Source organism: Roseovarius sp. MBR-79 (genome assembly GCF_053628555.1).
On sequence record NZ_JBRJGP010000006.1, the window covers coordinates 68,211 to 86,941 of the forward strand.

Below are 18,731 nucleotides of genomic sequence, written 5' to 3' on the forward strand. Positions count from 1 at the left end.
GCGATATGGATCACCCGCCCAGGTATGCCGAGTTTTTTTGCGGCGGTGGTATGGTGCGCGCAGCACTTGACACGAGTTGGCAATGCGTTGTCGCCAATGACATCGACGCCATGAAATGCCGGGTCTACCGTGACAACTGGTCCGCAGCAGGGCTTGTCGAGGGGGATGTGGCAGCACTTGATCCGGACGTATTGAAGCAACCCATCGATCTCTACTGGGCGTCAAGCCCGTGTCAGGATTTCAGCCTTGCCGGCAAGGGCTTAGGGCTTGGGGGGGCGCGGAGCGGTGTGTTCAATCCTTGGTTCGAAAAGGTGCGCGCCGCTGTTATCGCCGGATTTGCGCCGCGACTGATTGCATTCGAGAACGTGACGGGCCTGTTGTCGCGCGACGCAGGCAGAGATCTTGATCACATCCTGAGATCGTTCATATCGGTTGGCTACAAGGTCGGGGCACTTGAAATCGACGCCTGTCATTTCGTGCCGCAGAGCCGACCGCGTCTTTTCGTGATCGCGGTGCGTGGGGAACTGGACGTGGGTGATCTTTGTCAGTCACAAGCGGCTGGCTTTTTTTGCACGCCACGCCTGCGGCGTTTCCATGACAGGTCCAGCCAATTGATACGAAAAAACTGGTTGTGGTTTCGCCTGCCACCCCCGACCGTATCGCGCGAAAACTTGCAGAACATTCTTGACACCGACCCCGATACATCCTGGTTTACCGAAGATCAGATCGGGCGTTTGCTTTCGATGATGTCAACCCCGAGCCTTGCGCGGGTCGCCGCGGCGACGCGAGCAGGCCAGACAGTTGTCGGAACACTCTACAAGCGAGGGCGGCCCGACGAGTCCGGGCGTGTGCGTCAGCGGGCGGAGGTGCGGTTTGACGGTATCGCGGGTTGTTTGCGAACACCGGCGGGGGGCTCTTCCCGTCAAACAATTCTGATTATTCGCGGAGACAAGATCGAGGCGCGCCTGTTGTCGCGACGCGAGGTTGCCCGCCTTATGGGGCTGCCCAAGACGTATCGAATGCCCGATCGTTACAATGATGCCTACCGGATCGCAGGAGACGGTGTGGTTGTTCCCATCGTGAAACATCTGGACGAGCATCTTTTTCAACCGATCCTGCTCAAGACTGCGGCGGAAAGGGCTGTTGCGTGAGTAATGTTCAGTCTTTCAGCGGGGACGCGCTGAGGGACTTGACTGATGAAATCGGTGTTTACGCGCTTTGTGATCTGGATGGCGTTCCGATCTATGTCGGGCAATCCGTTGATGGAATCCGATCCCGTGTTCGCCGCCATTTGACCTCGGCACGGTCGGATGTGATTGCCAATCGACAAGTGGATGTTTGGGAAATCGCCTATGTATGGGCCTGGCCTGTCAAGCATGTGTCCGAGATTGCGCGATTGGAAGCACATCTGTTCAACGAGTTTGATCCGTGCGTCAGGTTGATGAACGGCAAGGGCATGCTGGTCCCGGATCAACCGGTTGACGTGCCCGAAAAACAGGTCATTCAAGTCATCGAAGAGGATGAGCGCATCAATCGCCAAGACCCCGCTTTGCGACTGCCGCGTCAGATCATGCAATATAACCTGTTGGTCGACTATATTTTGAATGTGAAAGATGCGGCGCATCTCAAACGCTCGCTTGACGCTCATTTCGAGCGCTTGGTCAAATATCACCGAACCTTTCTTTAAGGGTCCGGCGCTATGTAGCGTAGAGCGCGCAGGCGGCGGAGTAAGTGGCTACAAATGCATGACTCGCTACTTTGACGGGCTGCGTCAGGCGGGGCATGAGGGCGCGGCAATGCCGCGCCCTTTTGCTGTCAGACTGCGAAATCCTGAAGTGAACGGCCAGCGGCCTCGGCTTCGACCAGCCAGCCGGGTTTTCTGCCGCGTCCGGTCCAGGTTTTCGAGGGATCGGCGGGGTCTCGGTATTTCACCACGGATTTGACGGATTTCCGGGCCGGCGTATCGGTGCCCGGAAATATATCTGCGATCGTATAACCGGCGTCGCGGATTTGCTTTACAATCTCTGCGCGAAGCTGCTTTTTCTCGTCTTCTTTTCTGGCAACTGCCAGCTCACGCGCCTCTTTTGCGAGGTTTTCGAGTTCCTGTGAGGAAAGTTTTGACAGGTCAGTCATTCTGGTCTCCTTTTATGAACCATTTATTTACAGAGATGTTTTGCAGATGCAAGGGAAACCGGAATGCATGACGTTTCAGCGTTTTATAAAATCGGCCTCCTCGCGAAAAACGGCATTTGTGCTTGGCGGTCACCCTGCCCGGGGCGGATGCGGATCGGGAGCGTGCGGTGGGGTTAAGAAGTCTTAAATCTTTGACCGTCTGATGCCCTTCACGCGCCGAGATGAAGGAGCACGCAATGATACTGGATTTCTTCCGGCAGGGAGGGACGGAGGCGGCAGGACCGCCCGAGACGAAGGCGAGTGCCGCCGGCCGGGTCATGGCCTGGGGGATGCAGGGCCGCGCGGCCTGGGGGCCGCGCGACACGGCGGGCCTCATGCGCACGGGGTTTGCGGGCAATCCGGTGGGGTTCCGCTGCGTGAAGATGATCGCCGAGGCGGCGGCGGCGCTGCCGCTTGTCTTGCAGGACAGCGAGCGGCGTTTTGCAGCCCATCCGGTGCTTGATCTGGTGGCGCGGCCCAACCCGGCGCAGGGGCGGGCGGAGCTTTTCGAGGCGCTCTATGGTCAGCTTCTGCTGAGCGGCAATGCCTTTGTCGAGGCGGTCGGTGCGGGTGGGGTTCCGTTGGAATTGCATGTGCTGCGCTCGGACCGGATGAGCGTCATTCCCGGCCCGGATGGCTGGCCGGTGGGCTATGAGTATCAGGTGGGCGGACGCAAGCACCGGTTTCATCTGGGCGAGGGCGCGCCCTGCATCTGTCATATCCGCAGTTTTCACCCGCAGGACGACCATTACGGTCTGTCGCCGCTGCAACCGGCGGCACAGGCGATTGACGTGCACAATGCGGCAAGCCGTTGGTCGAAGGCGCTTCTGGACAATGCGGCGCGGCCATCGGGGGCGATTGTCTACAAGGGGGCCGAGGGGCAGGGGAACCTGACCGAGGATCAATACACCCGCCTTGTGGCCGAGATGGAGGCGCATCATCAGGGCGCGCGCAATGCCGGGCGGCCGATGTTGCTCGAGGGCGGGCTGGACTGGAAGCCGATGGGATTCTCGCCCTCGGACATGGAATTCCAGAAAACCAAGGAAGCGGCGGCGCGCGAGATCGCGCTGGCCTTCGGCGTGCCGCCGATGCTGCTGGGGATACCGGGCGATGCGACATTCGCCAACTATCAGGAGGCCAACCGCGCCTTTTACCGCCTGACGGTGCTGCCGCTGGCGGCGCGGGTGAGCGCGGCGGTGGCGGCGTGGCTGGCGGCGTTCACGGGCGAGGCGCTGGAGCTTGCGCCCGACCTTGACCGGGTGCCTGCGCTGGCCGCCGAGCGCGATGCGCACTGGGCGCGGGTGGCGGGGGCGGATTTCCTGACGGCGGCGGAGAAGCGCGCGCTTCTGGGGCTGCCGCCGCTGGCGGAGGTGGGCGCGGATGGCTGAGCCCGCGCCACCCCCGCGTTACGGGTTCGAGGCGTTCGATTGTGCGCCCGCGCTGCGGCTGGAGGCGCATGAACGGGTCTCGGATTTGCAGCATCGCGCCATGGTGGAGCGGCTGGAGCGGATGGAGGCGGCACTGGAGCGATTGGAGCGGCGGCTGTGGCTGGCGGTGTATGGCGTGGTGGCAGCGGTCTTGGTGCAGGCGTTTCAGCCGATATTGGCGGCACTGCCGGGATGAGGCGAAAGGGCGAGATGATGGAGACGGGACTGGAACGGAAATTCATGGGCGGCGCGACGGATGCGCTGCGCGTCACCGAGGCGGGCGCGATCGAGGGCTATGCGAGCCTTTTCGATGCGCCCGACCAGGGCGGCGACGTGGTGGCCAGGGGGGCCTATGCGGCGAGCCTGAAGCGGCTGGCGGATGAGGGGCGCCGGGTGCGGATGCTCTGGCAGCACGACCCGCGCGAGCCCATCGGGATATGGGACGAGGTGCGCGAGGATGCGCGCGGCCTCTACGTGAAGGGGCGGCTGCTCGATGGCGTGGCGCGGGCGCGCGAGGCTTCGGCGTTGATTGCCGCGGGCGCGCTTGACGGGCTGAGCATCGGCTATCGCACCGTGCGTGCCAGCCGGAACGAGAAGGGCCAGAGGCTCTTGCAGGAACTGGAGCTTTGGGAGGTGTCGCTGGTGACCTTCCCGATGCTGCCCAGTGCGCGGGTGGCCGCCAAGGGAGAAGACCCCGGCGACACCTGGCGCGATCTGGCGGCCGTGCTGCGGGCGGTGCGCCGGGAGATGGCGCGGCCCTGAGCCGCCCCACCCGTAACCGAGAGGAGTTGACGATGACGACCGAGACAAAGGCTCGGACCGGGGGAGAGATGTCTCCGGCCACCGAGATGCGCGAGGCCCTGGGCGGGTTTCTCGACGAGTTCAGGGGCTTTCGGGCCGAGATCAGCAAACGGTTTCAACAACAGGATGACAAGATGACGATGATCGAACGCAAGAGCCTGACGCAGGGCCGCCCGCATCTGGCAGGCGAGCGCGACAGCGGCGCGCCGCATCGCAAGGCGTTTGACGCCTATCTGCGCTCGGGCGATGATGACGGGCTGCGGGGCCTCGAGATGGAGGGCAAGGCGCTCAACACCTCGGTGGCTGCCGAGGGTGGCTACCTGGTCGATCCGCAGACCTCGGAGACGATCCGCTCGGTGATGAATTCCACCGCCTCGATCCGCGCGATTGCCAATGTCGTGACGGTGGAGGCGACGAGTTTCGACGTGCTGGTGGATCACACCGATCTGGGCCACGGCTGGGCCTCGGAGACGGGCGCGGTGACCGAGACCGCCACGCCGGTGATAGACCGCATCTCGATCCCGCTCCATGAGCTGAGCGCGCTCCCCAAGGCAAGCCAGCGGCTGCTCGATGACAGCGCCTTTGATGTCGAGGGCTGGCTGGCGGCGCGCATCGCCGACCGGTTCGCGCGTGCCGAGGCGGCGGCGTTCGTCGCGGGCGACGGGGTGGACAAGCCGCGCGGCTTCCTTAGCCGTCCGGCCGTGGATAACGATGTCTGGACCTGGGGCAACCTGGGTTATGTGCCGACCGGGGTTGCGGGCGATCTGGGCGGGCCGGATGCGATTGTCGATCTGGTCTATGCGCTGGGGGCGGAATACCGCGCCAACGCCACCTTCGTGATGAATTCGCGCACGGCGGGCGTGGTGCGCAAGCTCAAGGATGCCGATGGGCGGTTCCTGTGGTCGGACGGTCTTGCGGCGGCGGAACCTGCGCGGCTCATGGGCTATCCGGTGCTGATTGCCGAGGACATGCCCGAGATCGCGGCGGGCGCGGACGCCATTGCCTTTGGCGATTTCCGCGCCGGTTACACGGTGGCCGAGCGTCCCGACCTGCGCATCCTGCGCGACCCGTTCAGCGCCAAGCCGCATGTGCTGTTCTACGCGACCAAGCGCGTGGGCGGCGATGTGAGCGATTTCAAGGCGATCAAGCTCTTGCGGTTCGCCGCCGCCTGAGGCGCGCGGTGAAGGCGGGCGGGGGCGCATCGCCCCCGTCCCGGGGCGCGTGCCGCAAAATGCGGCTTTGTTCAGCTTCCCCTCCGTCCGGGCAAGGCCGGGCGGCACGCGCCAATACGCGGGAGGGGTCCGGAATGATGGAGATGGTCCATGTTGCTGATGGAAGAGAGCGCGGTGGCGGCAGCCGCCTTGCCGCTGGCGGAGTTCAAGGCGCATCTGCGGCTGGGCACCGGTTTTGCGGATGATGATATTCAGGACCCCGTTCTGGAGGGATTTCTGCGTGCGGCCATGGCCGCGATCGAGGGGCGCACCGGCAAGGTGCTGATCGAACGGAATTTTTCATGGGTTCTGCATGGCTGGCAGGACGCCACGGGCCAAGCCCTGCCGGTTGCGCCGGTGGGGGCAGTCCTGAGCCTTGTGCTGCGCGACCGGCGCGATGAGGTGGAGGTGATCGATCCGGCCCTTTACCGGCTGGAGCGTGACGCGCATCGTCCGGTGCTGCGGCCGGCGGGGACGCTTTTGCCGATGGTGCCGACGGGCGGGGTGGCCGAGATCGTGTTTCGCGCGGGCTATGGCGTGGGCTGGGGCGACCTGCCGTCCGATCTGGGGCAGGCGGTCTTGATGCTGGCCGCGCATTTCTACGAGCACCGCGCCGAGACCGCATTGCGCGAGGGCTGCATGCCGTTTGGCGTGGCAAGCCTGATCGAGCGCTATCGCAAGGTGCGCCTGCTCGGGGGGGGCGCGCGATGAGAGGGGCGGTGACGCTGTCGCGCCCGCTGGTGCTCGAGGCCCCGGCGCGGGTGGGCGATGGCGCGGGCGGCTTCACGGAGGTCTGGGAGGTGCGCGGCACGCTCTGGGCCGAGGTGGTGGCGCGCACGGGCCGCGAGGGGCCGGGCGAGGGCGCAAGCGTGGCGCGGGCGGCTTACCGGATCACGGTGCGCGCCGCGCCGCAGGGGGCGCCCTCGCGTCCGCTGGCGGGGCAGCGGCTGCGTGATGGCGCGCGGCTCTTCCTGATCGAGGCGGTGACCGAGAGCGCGGCGGGGCGGGGATACCTGACCCTCTGGGCCGAAGAGGAGGTGGTGGCATGAGCTATGGCGCAGCGGCCGCCCTTCAGGCGGCGATCTATGAGCGGCTCATTGCCGATCCGGCGCTGGGCGCGCTGGTGGGCGGCGCGATCCACGACGCGGTGCCGCAGGGCAGGGTGCCCGATCTTTACGTCACGCTTGGCCCCGAGGAGGTGCGCGAGCGCGGCGACATGACCGGCGCGGGGGCGGAGCATCGCGTGACCGTCTCGGTGGTGGCGCAGGCGGCGGGGTTTCTGACCGCCAAGCAGGCGGCGGCGGCGGTCAGCGATGCGCTCGATGGTGCGGCGCTGAGCCTCGTGCGGGGGCGGCTGGTGGCGCTTCACTTCTTGCGCGCGCGAGCGATCCGCACCGGCACGGCACAGCGGCGGCGGATTGATCTGACCTTCCGGGCGCGCGTGGACGACAGCGTTTGAGACACAGGAACGGAGACCCAAAATGGCAGTTCAGAATGGCAAGGACCTTCTCATCAAGGTCGATCTCACCGGCAGCGGCAATTTCCAGACCGTGGCGGGGCTGCGCGCAACGCGCGTCAGCTTCAACGCCGAGAGCGTGGATGTCACGAGCCTTGAATCGGCGGGGGGCTGGCGCGAATTGCTGGCGGGCGCGGGCGTGAAATCGGCGGGGCTCAGCGGCTCGGGGATCTTCCGCGATGCCGCGAGCGATGCGCGGATGCGGCAGATCTTCTTTGACGGGGAGATGCCGGATTTTCAGGTGATCATCCCCGATTTCGGCACCATCGAGGGGCCGTTTCAGGTGACCTCGATCGAGTATGGCGGCACCCATGACGGCGAGGCGACCTATGAGGTGGCGCTCGCGTCGGCGGGGCAGTTGACCTTCACGGTGCTGTGAGCGCGATGGCGAACCCCTGGGCAGGCGAGGTGGCGCTGGTGCTGGATGGCGAGGCCCGCGTGATGCGGCTCACGCTCGGGGCGCTGGCAGAGCTGGAGGCGGCGCTGGCGGCGGGATCGCTGGTCGATCTGGTTGCCCGCTTCGAGGGCGGCGCGTTTTCCACGCGCGATGTGCTGGCGGTGATCGTCGCGGGCTTGCGCGGCGGTGGCTGGCGCGGATCGGCGGCGGAGTTGCTCAGTGCCGAGATCGAAGGCGGGCCGCTGGCGGCGGCGCGCGCGGCGGCGCAGCTTCTGGCGCGGGCCTTTGCCTTGCCCGAGGGGGGCGCATGAGCGCGCGCTTTGACTGGCCCGCGCTCATGCGGGCGGGCGTGCAGGGGCTGGGGCTGCGCCCGGCGGAGTTCTGGGCGCTGACACCGGTGGAATTGCGGCTGATGCTGGGCGAGGGGCGCGCGGGGCAACCGATGGCGCGGGCGGGACTGGAGGCGCTGTTGGCGGCCTTCCCCGACGAGACAGGAGATTTGGGCGATGGATGAGATCGAGCGCACGGAGGAGCTGGAGGCGCAGATCGCGGCGCTTGATGCCGCGATGGGGCAGGCAGGGGCGATGGCGGCGACCTTTGCCGGGGAATTGGGGCGGGTGCGCGGTGGCTTTGCCGCTGCCGGTCAGGATGCGCAGAGCCTTGAGCGTGGGCTGAGCCGGGGATTGCGCGGCGCGCTGCGCGGAGCCGTGGTGGAGGGCGACAGCCTGAGCGAAAGCCTGCGGCGGTTGGCCACGACGCTGGTCAATACCGCCTTCAACGACGCGGTGCGCCCGGTCACCGATCAGGTGGGGGGGCTCGTCTCGCAGGGTGTTGGCGCGCTTCTGGGCGGGCTCTTGCCCTTCGCCAAGGGCGGCGGGTTCACCCAAGGCCGGGTCATGCCCTTTGCCAATGGCGGCGTGGTGAGCGGGCCGGTCACGTTTCCGATGCGCGGCGGGCGCACCGGGCTGATGGGCGAGGCGGGGCCGGAGGCGATCCTGCCCCTCTCGCGCGGCGCGGACGGGCGGCTCGGGGTGCGCGCGCAGGGCGGCGGCGCGGTCAGCGTGGTGATGAATGTCACGACACCCGATGTGGAGGGGTTCCGCCGCAGCCAGGGTCAGATCGCGGCGCAGCTTGGCCGCGTCATCGGGCGCGGCGCGCGCAATCGGTAAGCGGAGGGAAACATGGGATTTCACGAGATACGGTTTCCGGCCAACCTGAGCTTTGGCTCGATCGGTGGGCCTGAGCGGCTGACCGAGATCGTCACGCTGGCCAGCGGGCATGAGGAGCGCAATTCACCTTGGGCGCAGGCGCGCAGGCGCTATGACGCGGGCGTGGCGCTGCGCAGCCTTGAGGATATCGAGGCGCTCATTGCGTTTTTCGAGGCGCGGCAGGGGCAGCTTTACGGGTTCCGCTGGAAGGACTGGAGCGATTTCAAATCGAGCCGCGCCGGGGCCGCGCCCGCCTTTGACGATCAGCGCATCGGGGTGGGCGACGATGAAACGCGCGCGTTCCAACTGGTCAAGACCTATCGCTCGGGCGTGCAGGTGGCGGTGCGGCCCATCGTGAAGCCCGTGCGCGGCAGCGTGCGCATGGGGCTGGGCGATGTCGAGATGCGCGAGGGCGTGCATTACGAGGTGGACGAGACCACCGGGATCGTGACCTTTGCCGAGCCGCCCAACAGGGGCGTGCCGGTCACCGCCGGATATGAATTCGACGTGCCGGTGCGGTTCGATACCGACCGCATCCAGGTGAGCCTTGCATCGTTTCAGGCGGGCGAGGTGCCCAATGTACCGGTGGTGGAGGTCCGGCTATGAGCGGTGCCGAGGCTTTTGCCGCGCATCTGGGGCGCGGGATCACCACGGTGTGCCGCTGCTGGGCGCTGACGCGCCGCGACGGGCGGGTGATGGGGTTTACCGATCACGACCGGGTGCTGAGCTTTGACGGCATCGCCTTTCGCCCCGGCACGGGGATGAGCGCGCGCGCGGTGGAAGAGAGCACCGGGCTGGCGGTCAACAATACGGAGGCGTTTGGCGCGCTCTCGGACGAGGGCATTACCGAAGCGGAAATCGAGGCCGGGCGCTATGACGGCGCGGGGCTGCGCGCCTGGGTGGTGAACTGGCAGGACGTGGCCGAGCGGCTGGAGATTTTCGCGGGCACCCTGGGCGATATCCGCCGCGCGGGCGGTGCGTTCGAGGCGGAATTGCGCGGCCTCACGGATGCGCTCAACGTGCCCTTGGGGCGGGTCTATCAGAAGCGGTGCAGCGCCATCCTGGGGGATCGCGACTGCACATTCGATCTGGATACGCCGGGGTATGTTGCCGAGCGACCTGCCGAGGCGGTTGACGAAAACCGGGTGTTTCGCTTCGCGCAGATGGGCGGATTTGCCGAGGACTGGTTCCGCCATGGCTTGATCCGGGTGCAATCGGGGGCGGCGGCGGGCCTGTCGGGTCTGATCAAACGCGACCGTATGGAGGGGGCGGGACGGGTGATCGAGCTGTGGCATCCGTTGGGGGCCCCGGTGGCCATGGGCGACGCGCTGCGCATCGAGGCGGGCTGCGACAAGGCGATGGAGACCTGCCTGTTCAAATTCGACAACCTGCTGAATTTCCAGGGCTTCCCCGATATTCCCGGCGATGACTGGGTGATCACCGATCCGACCAAATCGCCGCGTCTTGACGGCGGGAGCCGGCGGCGATGAGGGCCGCGCGGATCGTGGCCGCCGCCCGCGGCTGGCTTGGCACGCCCTACCGGCATCAGGCGGCGTGCCGGGGGGCGGGCTGCGATTGCCTGGGGCTGGTGCGCGGTGTCTGGCGCGAGGTGATGGGGGCCGAGCCCGAGCGCCCGCCCGCCTATTCGATGGACTGGGCCGAGCCTGCGCGCGAGGAGGCGCTCTGGGCGGCGGCATTGCGGCATCTGCACCCCAGGCCGCTGGAGGAGGAGGCCCCCGGCGACGTGATCCTGTTCCGGATGCGCGAAGGGGCGGTGGCCAAGCATCTGGGCATTGCCGCCGAAACGGGTGCGCGGGTCACGTTTATTCACGCCTATTCGGGGCATGGCGTGGTCGAAAGCGCGCTGAGCCTGCCCTGGCGGCGGCGCATCGTCGGGCGCTTTGCCTTTCCTGAGGAGAGATAGACCATGGCAACGATACTTCTGTCGGCGGCGGGCGCGGCGATTGGCGGCGCGGTCGGCGGCTCGGTGCTGGGCCTTTCGTCGGTCGCGCTCGGGCGGTTTGCGGGCGCGCTGGTGGGGCGGTCCATCGACCAGCGGCTCTTGGGGCAGGGCTCGGGCGTGGTGGAGACGGGTCGCGTGAGCCGCCTGCGCCTGACGGGCGCGGGCGAGGGCGATGCGATCCCGCAGGTCTTCGGGCGGATGCGCGTTGGCGGACAAGTGATCTGGGCCACCGAGTTCCGCGAGACTGTCACCGTGACGCGCGGGCGCGGGGGCGGCAAGGGGACCCCCAAACCTGCCACGCCCGACACGCGCGAGATCAGCTATTCGGTGAGCCTGGCGCTGGCGCTTTGCGAGGGCGAGATCAGCCGTGTCGCGCGCATCTGGGCCGATGGCACCGAGATTGCGCCCGCAAGCCTCAACATGCGGGTCTATCCCGGCACGCGCGACCAGTTGCCCGATCCGGTGATCGAGGCGGTCGAGGGGGCGGGCCGCGTGCCTGCCTATCGCGGCACGGCCTATGTGGTGATCGAGGATCTGGACCTGTCGCAATTCGGCACGCGGGTGCCGCAGTTCAGTTTTGAGGTGTGCCGCCCGTCTCAGGCCGGCGACGAGGGCGCGGCGCTTGATCCGGTGCGCGCGCTGCGCGGCGTGGCGATGCTGCCTGGAACGGGGGAGTATGCGCTGGCCACGACACCGGTGATGATGGATTTCGGCTTTGGCGCGTCGGGCCCGGCCAATGTCAATTCGGTGCAGGAACGGCCCGATTTCGTCGTGGCATTGGAGGCGCTGCGCGAGGAGTTGCCGCAGGTGCGCGCCACCTCGCTCATCGTGAGCTGGTTCGGCGACGATCTGCGCTGCGGGAACTGTCAAATCCGGCCTCGGGTGGAGAAAAAGACGTTTGACGCGCGCAACATGCCTTGGACGGTGTCAAGCCTGACGCGCGCGGGCGCGGGCGAGGTGCCGAAGGACGCCGAGGGGCGCGAAGTCTATGGCGGCACGCCCGCCGATCAGGCGGTGGTGGAGGCGATCCTGTCGCTGAAAGCCGCCGGCCAGGACGTGCTTTATTATCCGTTCATCCTGATGGAGCAGATGGCGGGCAATGGCCTGCCCGATCCATGGAGCGCGGCACCCGATCAGCCGGTGCTGCCCTGGCGGGGGCGCATCACCACCTCGAAGGCACCGGGACAGCCCGGTTCGCCCGATGGCACGGCAGAGGCCGAGGCCGAGGTTGCGGCCTTCTTCGGCACGGCGCGGGCGGCGGATTTCATCGTGACGCCGGTTGCGGCGGTGCCGCTGGAGGAGCCGGGGACCGGCGCGCTCGACCTCTTGAGCTTTGGCGGCGCGGTGAAGCGCAGCCCGGTGGCCTATGCCGGCCCCGAGGAATGGTCCTACCGGCGGTTCATTCTGCATCAGGCGGCGCTCTGTGCGGCGGCGGGGGGCGTGGAGAGTTTTGCCATCGGCTCGGAAATGCGCAGCCTGACGCAAGTCAGGGGGGCGGGCGACAGCTTTCCGGCGGTGGCGCAGCTCATCGCGCTGACCGCCGAGGTGCGCGAGTTGCTCGGGTCGGAGGTGAAGATCACCTATGCCGCCGACTGGACCGAATATTTCGGCTATCAGCCGGGGGGTGGCGACCGCTTCTTTCACCTCGATCCGCTCTGGGCGGACGCGAATATCGACTTCATCGGCATCGACAATTACATGCCGCTGTCGGATTGGCGCGAGGGATATGAGCATCTCGACGCGCGCGACTGGCCCTCGATTCATGATCTCGATTACCTGCAATCCAATATCGAGGGCGGCGAGGGGTTTGACTGGTTCTATCCCAGCGAGGAGGCGCGCGCGGCGCAGCGGCGCGAACCGATCACCGATGGTGAGCATGGTGAGCCATGGGTCTGGCGTTTCAAGGACCTGCGCAATTGGTGGGCCAATACCCATCACGAGCGGGTTGGGGGCGTGCGAAGTGCCGAGCCGACCGCGTGGGAGCCGCAATCGAAATCCATCCGCTTTACCGAATATGGCTGCGCGGCGGTGGACAAGGGCACCAATGAGCCCAACAAGTTCCTCGATCCCAAGTCGTCCGAATCGAGCCTGCCGCGCTTTTCCACCGGGCAGCGGGACGATCTGATCCAGATGCAGTATTTGCGCGCGGTGACGGGCTATTGGTCCGACAGCGCGCGCAACCCGGTGTCGGAAATCTACGACGCGCCGATGATCGACATGGATCACGCCTATGTCTGGGCCTGGGACGCGCGGCCGTTCCCGTGGTTTCCGGGCAATACCGGTCGGTGGTCGGATGGCGCGAACTATGCGCGCGGGCACTGGATCACCGGACGCGTGAGCGGGCGCAGGCTGGGTGAGGTGATCGGCGAGATTGGCGGGCGCGCAGGTGTTGCGGCGCTCGATCTGGCGCGGGCGGAGGGGTTTTTGCGCGGCTATCTGGTCGATCAGGTGGGCAGCGCCCGCGCCGCGTTGCAACCCGTGCTGATGGCGTATGGTGTGGATGCGGTGGAGCGGGGCGGCGTGCTGGCGTTTCGGCGCCGCGACGGGCGCGCCGATCATCTGGTCGATCTCGACCGGGTGGTGCGCGATGCGGAACTGGGCGGCGCGCTGGAAGAGACGCGCGGCTCTGACCTGGAACTGGCGGGGCGGGTGCGGCTGCGCTTCGTCGAGGCGGATGCCGATTTTGATGCGGTATCCGAGGAGGCGATCCTGCCCGACGAGGCCACGCATGCCGTGGCCACCTCGGAAATGCCGCTGGCGCTGACGCGCGCGGAGGGGCGGCAGGTGGTGGAGCGGTGGCTGTCGGAGGCGCGGCTTTCGGTCGATACGCTGCGGCTGACGCTGCCGCCCTCGAAGCTGCTCATTGGCGCGGGCGATGTGCTGCAACTGCCCCAAGGCGCGGGCGGCGGGCGCTTCCGCATCGACCGGGTGGAGCAGATGGCGGGCGCGCAGCGGGTGGAGGCCACGCGCACCGACCCCGAAAGCTTTCGCCCCATTCTGGTCGAGGACGCGCCCGCGCGGTTGCGCCCGTTCACCGCACCGGGGCCGGTCACGCCGCTTTTCCTCGATCTGCCGCTAATGAGCGGCGAGGAAGTGCCGCACGCGCCGCATCTGGCGGTGATCGCCGATCCCTGGCCGGGCACGGCGGCGCTTTATGCCTCGGACGAGGATGCGAATTACGCGCTCGATACGCTGGTCGCCGCGCAGGCGACGGTGGGGTTGACCGAGACGCCGCTGTTCCCGGCCTATCCGGGCAGGGTTGACCGGGGCGACGGTCTTTTCGTGCGGATGCGCCACGGGGGGTTGGAAAGCGTCAGCGATCTGGCCCTGCTCAACGGGGCCAATCTCTGCGCGATCGGTGACGGCACGCCGGATGGCTGGGAGCTTTTCCAGTTCCGCGATGCCGAACTGGTGGCCCCCGAGACCTGGATCCTGCGTCACCGGCTGCGCGGGCAGTTGGGCACCGAAGGGGCAGGCACTTGGCCGCCCGGTTCGATCCTCGTGCGGCTCGACGGGGTGCCGCAGCAGATCGGGCTGTCAGAGGCGCAGCGCGGGCAGGCGCGCCATTACCGCATCGGACCGGGCGGGCGTCCGGTGGACGATCCGAGTTTCGGCCATGCGGTGCTGGCCTTTGACGGGATCGGGTTGCGCCCCCTTGCGCCGGTGCATCTGCGTGTGGCGCAGGCGGCGGGCGATCTGCGGGTGTCCTGGGTGCGGCGCACGCGGATCGGCGGCGACCGCTGGGACACGCCCGATGTGCCGCTTGCTGAGGAAAGCGAGCGCTATCTGGTGCGCGTCCGGCGCGGCGCGCAGGTGCTGCGCGAGGTGGACGTTGCCACGCCGGACTGGACCTACCCGGCAGCCGCGCGCGCCGCCGACGGCCCCGACGCAGGCAAGCGGATCGAGGTGGCGCAGGTCTCGGCGCTGTTCGGGCCGGGGCGTTTCGCGATCCGCGCGTTGTGATCCCGGTGCGGGCGCGGCCCCTTGCCGCCGCCCGCCCTTTGCGTCACCTTGTGCCGCGACAGACATGCGCACAGGGAGGCCACGATGCCCGTCAAGAACCGCTTTGCCGAAATGCACCCCGAAATCACCGAATGGCGACGCGATATCCACGCCCATCCTGAAATCCTCTACGAGACGCACCGCACCAGCGCGCTTGTGGCCGAAAAGCTGACCGCCTTCGGCTGTGACGAAGTGGTGACGGGCATCGGGCGCACCGGTGTTGTCGGCGTGATCCGGGGCAAATCCAATAGCTCGGGGCGGGTGATCGGGCTGCGCGCCGACATGGATGCGCTGCCCATCCATGAGGCGACGGGGGTGGACTATGCCAGCAAGACCCCGGGCGCTATGCATGCCTGCGGCCATGACGGGCATACCGCGATGCTGCTGGGGGCTGCGAAATACCTCGCCGAGACGCGCAATTTCGACGGCACTGCCGTGGTGATCTTTCAGCCCGCCGAAGAGGGCGGCGCGGGCGGCAAGGCGATGTGCGACGACGGGCTGATGGAGCGGTTCGGCATTCAGGAGGTCTACGGGATGCATAACTGGCCCGGCAAGCCGGTGGGCAGTTTCGCCATCCGTCCGGGTGCCTTTTTCGCCGCCACCGATCAATTCGACATCGCGCTGACCGGCAAGGGCGGGCACGCCGCCAAACCGCACGAAACGGTGGACACCACCGTGATGGCCGCGCATCTGGTGACGATGTTCCAGACCATCGCCAGCCGCAATGCCGATCCGGTGGATCAGGTCGTGGTCTCGGTCACCTCGTTCCAGACCTCATCCAATGCCTTCAACGTGATCCCGCAGGGCGTGCATCTCAAGGGCACGGTGCGCACGATGAGCACGGCGATGCGCGACCTGGCCGAGGCGCGGATCCGCGCGCTTTCTGAGCATGTCACCGCAGGCTTCGGCGGCACGGCCGAGGTCAGCTATCATCGCGGGTATCCGGTGATGGTGAACCACGAGGAACAGACGGACTTCGCGGCACGGGTTGCGGCAAAGGTGGCAGGGGACTGCGATGACGCGCCGCTGGTCATGGGCGGCGAGGATTTCGCCTTCATGCTCGAGGAACGGCCCGGGGCCTATATTCTGGTGGGGAATGGCGACACGGCCATGGTCCACCACCCGCAATACAATTTCAACGACGAGGCCATTCCGGCAGGCTGTAGCTGGTGGGCGGGGATCGTCGAGGAACGGATGCCGGCCTGAGCACGGCAGCGGTGCAGGTTGAGTATTTTTGGAACAGTGAAACGGGGGCGGGGATCATCCCGCCCCTTTCGGTGTCAGCTCGACGTCGGCAGGCAGCTCCGGGTCGCGCTGTCATAGGTTGTGCCTTCGGCGCAGGACATCGCCTGTTTGCTTTTGCCGTAGTTGCAGCCACCCGTGGCCAGCGCCACCGAGGGCAACGCCACGAGGGCGAGGGCGGCAAGTCCGAATGTCAGTTTCATGATCTGTCTCCCTGTTGAACAGGATTTCAGATTATCACGATTCGCCGAAAACCCGCGCGAAGATCGTATCGACATGCTTGGTGTGATAGCCCAAGTCGAATTTTTCATCAATCTCGGCGGGGCTGAGGGCGGCGGTGACCTCCGGATCGTTCAAGAGCTCGGTCCGGAAATCAACACCCGTTTCCCAGACCTTGAGCGCGTTGCGCTGCACGAGACGGTAGGCGTCCTCGCGGCTGACGCCCGCCTGCGTGAGCGCCAGAAGCACGCGCTGGCTCATCACGAGGCCGGGGAACTTGTCGAGATTGGCGCGCATGTTCTCGGGGAAGATCAGCATCTTGTCGATGACGCCTGTGAGGCGCGCGAGCGCGAAATCGAGCGTGATCGTGGCATCCGGCCCGATCATCCGCTCGACCGAACTGTGCGAGATGTCGCGCTCGTGCCAGAGCGCCACGTTTTCCATCGCGGGCACCACCATGCCGCGCACGAGCCGTGCCAGCCCGGTGAGGTTCTCGGTCAGCACCGGGTTTTTCTTGTGCGGCATGGCCGAGGAGCCCTTTTGCCCCATCGAGAAGAACTCGGCCCCCTCCAGCACTTCGGTGCGCTGCATGTGGCGGATCTCGATGGCGATATTCTCGATGCTGCTCGCCACCACGCCAAGCGTAGCGAAGAAGGCCGCGTGGCGGTCGCGGGGGATGACCTGCGTGCTGATCGGCTCCGGCGCGAGGCCCAGTTTGGCGCAGACATGCGCCTCCACGCGCGGATCGACATTGGCGAAGGTGCCGACCGCGCCGGAAATGGCTCCGGTGGCAATCTCTTCGCGTGCGGTGCGCAGGCGGCGCAGGTTGCGGTCCATCTCGGCGTAAAAGCGCGCGAAGGTCAGGCCCATCGTGGTGGGTTCGGCATGGATGCCGTGGCTGCGCCCGATGCGGATGGTGTCCTTGTGCTCATGGGCGCGGCGCTTGAGGGCGGCCAGAAGCGCCTCGGTATCGGCAATCAGGATATCGGCGGCGCGGGTGAGCTGCACGTTGAAACAGGTGTCGAGCACATCCGAGGAGGTCATGCCCTGATGCACGAAGCGGGCCTCGTCGCTGCCGACATGCTCGGCCAGATGCGTCAGGAAGGCGATCACGTCGTGTTTCGTCTCGGCCTCGATTTCGTCGATGCGCGCCACGTCGAACTCCACATCGCGCGCTTTCCAGACGGCCTCGGCATTCGCGCGCGGGATCACGCCAAGATCGGCCATCGCGTCGCAGGCATGGGCCTCGATCTCGAACCAGATGCGGAATTTCGTGGAAGGCTCCCAGATCTGGACCATTTCGGGGCGGGAATAGCGCGGGATCATCTTGTCGTCCTTTGGCGGATGGGGTTTGGTGCGCTTCTAGTGGCAGAGGCGGACCGCGGCAAGGCAGGGAGGGTGCGTGCGGCAATTGGCGGATTTCGAGGGCGTGTGGCGGTTTGAGCGCCGCGTGACCGAGGCGGACGGAGGGTTGACGCAGGTCACGGGCCGCGCGGTCTGGACGCGCGACGGCGCGGGCCTTGTCTGCGAGGAGACGGGTGAAATGCGCGTGCCCGGCCACGCGCCGATGCAGGTGATGCGCCGCACGCTCTGGGGGCCGGGGCTATGTGTGGCCTTCGAGGACGGGCGCCCCTTTCATACGGTGCCGCCCGGGGGCGGGCCGGTGGCGCATCGGTGCGACCCTGACCAGTATGACGGCGATTATGATTTCGGCCAATGGCCCGATTTCCGGGTGGTGTGGCATGTGAAAGGTCCACGAAAGGACTACCGGATGGTGACAGAGTATCGGCGAGAGGGGTCATGACCCCGATCCTGCAAGAAAAAACCCCTTATGACGTGACCGCCTTGCGCCCGTTGCCGGGAATTGCGCCGCTGGATATGGCCGAGTGGCTGCTGGTCGATGAGGCATTTGCCGCGCAGATGCTTGAGCGCGCGCGGCTTTTGGCCGAACGCCGTGCCGATGTGCTGGCCGTGACCGAGGGGGCAGGGCCGGCGGTGGACGAGCTTTTGCAATTCGTGCTGGACTGGCTGGCGAAAAATGGCTCTGGCTATGAGATTTTTGCAAATGAGGTGCGCCGCCCGGATGGCGTGACCGTGCCGGTTTGCCGGGCTGATCCGATGCTGACCCTCGGCCATCTGGTTCAGGAGGACCTTTGCATCATGGAAAAACGCGGCGAGGAGCATGTGCTGACCGCCGCCGTGCTTTGCTTTCCGGCAAGCTGGCGGCTGGCCGAGAAGATCGGTCGTCCGCTTCTGGCGATTCATGTGCCGGTGCCCGACTATCCGCAGATCGCGCCGCGTGTGCAGCGGCTTTTCGACGGGGTGCAGCCGGGCCGCCCGCTCTGGCGGTTCAATGTCCATGGCTATGGCGATCCGGCGCTTTACCATCCGATGCGCGAGAATGTCGATGAGGCGGCGCGCGCGCGCCTGCCCTATCTGCGGTCGGAGCGGCAATGCGTGCTGCGTCTGCCAGAGACGCGGGCCTGCGTGTTCTCGATCCACACCTATGTCATGGCGCGCTGAGGCGCGTCGCTCGGAGGAAACCCCCGGATCGGGTCCGGGGGTGACTCGCG

At 66.7% G+C, this 18,731-nt stretch carries 23 protein-coding genes; 20 read left to right on the top strand and 3 right to left on the bottom strand.

Translation table 11 applies throughout. The features are described 5' to 3' along the window. Positions 1-5: 5 nt before the first annotated feature. Complete coding sequence (locus tag ACSSV8_RS07780) at positions 6-1,151, top strand: DNA cytosine methyltransferase (protein WP_454282052.1); 1,146 nt, start codon at positions 6-8, stop codon at positions 1,149-1,151. Then, positions 1,148-1,687, top strand: coding sequence for a GIY-YIG nuclease family protein (locus tag ACSSV8_RS07785; RefSeq protein ID WP_454282053.1), 540 nt, complete (start codon positions 1,148-1,150; stop codon positions 1,685-1,687). The genes ACSSV8_RS07780 and ACSSV8_RS07785 overlap by 4 nt, the downstream gene beginning before the upstream one ends. A 128-nt stretch (positions 1,688-1,815) precedes the next feature. Here the strand turns inward: ACSSV8_RS07785 and ACSSV8_RS07790 are convergent, their stop codons facing one another. After that, a complete protein-coding gene (locus ACSSV8_RS07790; RefSeq protein WP_354538290.1) occupies positions 1,816-2,133 on the bottom strand; it encodes an H-NS histone family protein in 318 nt (105 codons plus the stop codon). A 236-nt stretch (positions 2,134-2,369) separates the two neighbouring features. Between ACSSV8_RS07790 and ACSSV8_RS07795 the strand changes: the two genes are divergently transcribed. From ACSSV8_RS07795 to ACSSV8_RS07870, 16 genes are all read left to right on the top strand, one after another. Then, on the top strand, positions 2,370-3,560 hold the full coding sequence (locus ACSSV8_RS07795; protein ID WP_454282054.1) for a phage portal protein: 1,191 nt from the start codon (positions 2,370-2,372) through the stop codon (positions 3,558-3,560). Continuing rightward, positions 3,553-3,795: a GTA head formation protein, RCAP_rcc01685 family gene (locus ACSSV8_RS07800; protein WP_354538288.1), complete on the top strand. Its 243-nt coding sequence runs from the start codon at positions 3,553-3,555 to the stop codon at positions 3,793-3,795. Before ACSSV8_RS07795 ends, ACSSV8_RS07800 begins: the two co-directional genes overlap by 8 nt. Positions 3,796-3,812: 17 nt before the next feature. Continuing rightward, positions 3,813-4,361, top strand: a complete 549-nt coding sequence (locus ACSSV8_RS07805; protein ID WP_354538472.1) for an HK97 family phage prohead protease — start codon at positions 3,813-3,815, stop codon at positions 4,359-4,361. A gap of 32 nt (positions 4,362-4,393) precedes the next feature. Then, positions 4,394-5,572, top strand: coding sequence for a phage major capsid protein (locus tag ACSSV8_RS07810; RefSeq protein ID WP_354538287.1), 1,179 nt, complete (start codon positions 4,394-4,396; stop codon positions 5,570-5,572). 150 nt (positions 5,573-5,722) lie between these two features. Continuing rightward, entirely contained in the window at positions 5,723-6,322 is a 600-nt protein-coding gene (locus ACSSV8_RS07815; RefSeq protein WP_454282055.1) for a head-tail connector protein, read from the top strand. After that, a complete protein-coding gene (locus ACSSV8_RS07820) occupies positions 6,319-6,660 on the top strand; it encodes a head-tail adaptor protein (protein ID WP_454282056.1) in 342 nt (113 codons plus the stop codon). The genes ACSSV8_RS07815 and ACSSV8_RS07820 overlap by 4 nt, the downstream gene beginning before the upstream one ends. Continuing rightward, positions 6,657-7,070, top strand: coding sequence for a DUF3168 domain-containing protein (locus tag ACSSV8_RS07825; protein ID WP_454282057.1), 414 nt, complete (start codon positions 6,657-6,659; stop codon positions 7,068-7,070). The genes ACSSV8_RS07820 and ACSSV8_RS07825 overlap by 4 nt, the downstream gene beginning before the upstream one ends. A 22-nt stretch (positions 7,071-7,092) precedes the next feature. Further along, entirely contained in the window at positions 7,093-7,506 is a 414-nt protein-coding gene (locus ACSSV8_RS07830) for a phage major tail protein, TP901-1 family (RefSeq protein ID WP_354538283.1), read from the top strand. Positions 7,507-7,511: 5 nt separating this feature from the next. Further along, complete coding sequence (locus ACSSV8_RS07835) at positions 7,512-7,835, top strand: gene transfer agent family protein (RefSeq protein ID WP_454282058.1); 324 nt, start codon at positions 7,512-7,514, stop codon at positions 7,833-7,835. Further along, positions 7,832-8,038: a rcc01693 family protein gene (locus tag ACSSV8_RS07840; RefSeq protein ID WP_454282059.1), complete on the top strand. Its 207-nt coding sequence runs from the start codon at positions 7,832-7,834 to the stop codon at positions 8,036-8,038. The genes ACSSV8_RS07835 and ACSSV8_RS07840 overlap by 4 nt, the downstream gene beginning before the upstream one ends. Further along, positions 8,031-8,693 (top strand): phage tail tape measure protein, encoded by a 663-nt coding sequence (locus ACSSV8_RS07845; RefSeq protein WP_454282060.1) that lies wholly within the window; start codon positions 8,031-8,033, stop codon positions 8,691-8,693. The genes ACSSV8_RS07840 and ACSSV8_RS07845 overlap by 8 nt, the downstream gene beginning before the upstream one ends. 12 nt (positions 8,694-8,705) lie before the next feature. Beyond that, complete coding sequence (locus ACSSV8_RS07850; protein WP_454282061.1) at positions 8,706-9,338, top strand: phage distal tail protein, Rcc01695 family; 633 nt, start codon at positions 8,706-8,708, stop codon at positions 9,336-9,338. Further along, positions 9,335-10,222: a DUF2163 domain-containing protein gene (locus ACSSV8_RS07855; RefSeq protein ID WP_454282062.1), complete on the top strand. Its 888-nt coding sequence runs from the start codon at positions 9,335-9,337 to the stop codon at positions 10,220-10,222. The genes ACSSV8_RS07850 and ACSSV8_RS07855 overlap by 4 nt, the downstream gene beginning before the upstream one ends. Further along, positions 10,219-10,656 carry an NlpC/P60 family protein gene (locus tag ACSSV8_RS07860; protein WP_354538277.1) on the top strand — a complete coding sequence of 146 codons (438 nt, stop codon included), beginning with the start codon at positions 10,219-10,221 and terminating at the stop codon, positions 10,654-10,656. The genes ACSSV8_RS07855 and ACSSV8_RS07860 overlap by 4 nt, the downstream gene beginning before the upstream one ends. A 3-nt stretch (positions 10,657-10,659) precedes the next feature. After that, positions 10,660-14,658: a baseplate multidomain protein megatron gene (locus tag ACSSV8_RS07865; RefSeq protein WP_454282063.1), complete on the top strand. Its 3,999-nt coding sequence runs from the start codon at positions 10,660-10,662 to the stop codon at positions 14,656-14,658. A gap of 84 nt (positions 14,659-14,742) precedes the next feature. Next, positions 14,743-15,903 (top strand): M20 aminoacylase family protein, encoded by a 1,161-nt coding sequence (locus tag ACSSV8_RS07870; RefSeq protein ID WP_354538275.1) that lies wholly within the window; start codon positions 14,743-14,745, stop codon positions 15,901-15,903. 74 nt (positions 15,904-15,977) lie between these two features. On the opposite strand, the gene ACSSV8_RS07875 is transcribed toward ACSSV8_RS07870, so the two are convergent. Together ACSSV8_RS07875 and purB are read right to left on the bottom strand one after the other, a co-directional pair. After that, positions 15,978-16,142 carry a hypothetical protein gene (locus ACSSV8_RS07875; protein ID WP_454282064.1) on the bottom strand — a complete coding sequence of 55 codons (165 nt, stop codon included), beginning with the start codon at positions 16,140-16,142 and terminating at the stop codon, positions 15,978-15,980. Between the two features lie 34 nt (positions 16,143-16,176). Further along, a complete protein-coding gene (purB, locus tag ACSSV8_RS07880) occupies positions 16,177-17,484 on the bottom strand; it encodes an adenylosuccinate lyase (protein ID WP_454282065.1) in 1,308 nt (435 codons plus the stop codon). 76 nt (positions 17,485-17,560) lie between these two features. On the opposite strand from purB, the gene ACSSV8_RS07885 reads away from it, so the two are divergent. Next, complete coding sequence (locus tag ACSSV8_RS07885; RefSeq protein ID WP_454282066.1) at positions 17,561-17,962, top strand: DUF6314 family protein; 402 nt, start codon at positions 17,561-17,563, stop codon at positions 17,960-17,962. Beyond that, positions 17,959-18,681, top strand: coding sequence for a heme-dependent oxidative N-demethylase family protein (locus ACSSV8_RS07890; protein WP_454282067.1), 723 nt, complete (start codon positions 17,959-17,961; stop codon positions 18,679-18,681). The genes ACSSV8_RS07885 and ACSSV8_RS07890 overlap by 4 nt, the downstream gene beginning before the upstream one ends. Positions 18,682-18,731: the final 50 nt, after the last annotated feature.

What these genes read in the sequence shown, in the direction of transcription:
- ACSSV8_RS07780 (WP_454282052.1), top strand. Translation starts at nt 6, where the DNA reads ATGGATCACCCGCCCAGGTATGCCGAGTTTTTTTGCGGCGGTGGTATG.
- ACSSV8_RS07790 (WP_354538290.1), bottom strand. Translation starts at nt 2,133, where the DNA reads ATGACTGACCTGTCAAAACTTTCCTCACAGGAACTCGAAAACCTCGCA.
- ACSSV8_RS07795 (WP_454282054.1), top strand. Translation starts at nt 2,370, where the DNA reads ATGATACTGGATTTCTTCCGGCAGGGAGGGACGGAGGCGGCAGGACCG.
- ACSSV8_RS07800 (WP_354538288.1), top strand. Translation starts at nt 3,553, where the DNA reads ATGGCTGAGCCCGCGCCACCCCCGCGTTACGGGTTCGAGGCGTTCGAT.
- ACSSV8_RS07805 (WP_354538472.1), top strand. Translation starts at nt 3,813, where the DNA reads ATGGAGACGGGACTGGAACGGAAATTCATGGGCGGCGCGACGGATGCG.
- ACSSV8_RS07810 (WP_354538287.1), top strand. Translation starts at nt 4,394, where the DNA reads ATGACGACCGAGACAAAGGCTCGGACCGGGGGAGAGATGTCTCCGGCC.
- ACSSV8_RS07815 (WP_454282055.1), top strand. Translation starts at nt 5,723, where the DNA reads ATGTTGCTGATGGAAGAGAGCGCGGTGGCGGCAGCCGCCTTGCCGCTG.
- ACSSV8_RS07820 (WP_454282056.1), top strand. Translation starts at nt 6,319, where the DNA reads ATGAGAGGGGCGGTGACGCTGTCGCGCCCGCTGGTGCTCGAGGCCCCG.
- ACSSV8_RS07825 (WP_454282057.1), top strand. Translation starts at nt 6,657, where the DNA reads ATGAGCTATGGCGCAGCGGCCGCCCTTCAGGCGGCGATCTATGAGCGG.
- ACSSV8_RS07830 (WP_354538283.1), top strand. Translation starts at nt 7,093, where the DNA reads ATGGCAGTTCAGAATGGCAAGGACCTTCTCATCAAGGTCGATCTCACC.
- ACSSV8_RS07835 (WP_454282058.1), top strand. Translation starts at nt 7,512, where the DNA reads ATGGCGAACCCCTGGGCAGGCGAGGTGGCGCTGGTGCTGGATGGCGAG.
- ACSSV8_RS07840 (WP_454282059.1), top strand. Translation starts at nt 7,832, where the DNA reads ATGAGCGCGCGCTTTGACTGGCCCGCGCTCATGCGGGCGGGCGTGCAG.
- ACSSV8_RS07845 (WP_454282060.1), top strand. Translation starts at nt 8,031, where the DNA reads ATGGATGAGATCGAGCGCACGGAGGAGCTGGAGGCGCAGATCGCGGCG.
- ACSSV8_RS07850 (WP_454282061.1), top strand. Translation starts at nt 8,706, where the DNA reads ATGGGATTTCACGAGATACGGTTTCCGGCCAACCTGAGCTTTGGCTCG.
- ACSSV8_RS07855 (WP_454282062.1), top strand. Translation starts at nt 9,335, where the DNA reads ATGAGCGGTGCCGAGGCTTTTGCCGCGCATCTGGGGCGCGGGATCACC.
- ACSSV8_RS07860 (WP_354538277.1), top strand. Translation starts at nt 10,219, where the DNA reads ATGAGGGCCGCGCGGATCGTGGCCGCCGCCCGCGGCTGGCTTGGCACG.
- ACSSV8_RS07865 (WP_454282063.1), top strand. Translation starts at nt 10,660, where the DNA reads ATGGCAACGATACTTCTGTCGGCGGCGGGCGCGGCGATTGGCGGCGCG.
- ACSSV8_RS07870 (WP_354538275.1), top strand. Translation starts at nt 14,743, where the DNA reads ATGCCCGTCAAGAACCGCTTTGCCGAAATGCACCCCGAAATCACCGAA.
- ACSSV8_RS07875 (WP_454282064.1), bottom strand. Translation starts at nt 16,142, where the DNA reads ATGAAACTGACATTCGGACTTGCCGCCCTCGCCCTCGTGGCGTTGCCC.
- purB (WP_454282065.1), bottom strand. Translation starts at nt 17,484, where the DNA reads ATGATCCCGCGCTATTCCCGCCCCGAAATGGTCCAGATCTGGGAGCCT.
- ACSSV8_RS07890 (WP_454282067.1), top strand. Translation starts at nt 17,959, where the DNA reads ATGACCCCGATCCTGCAAGAAAAAACCCCTTATGACGTGACCGCCTTG.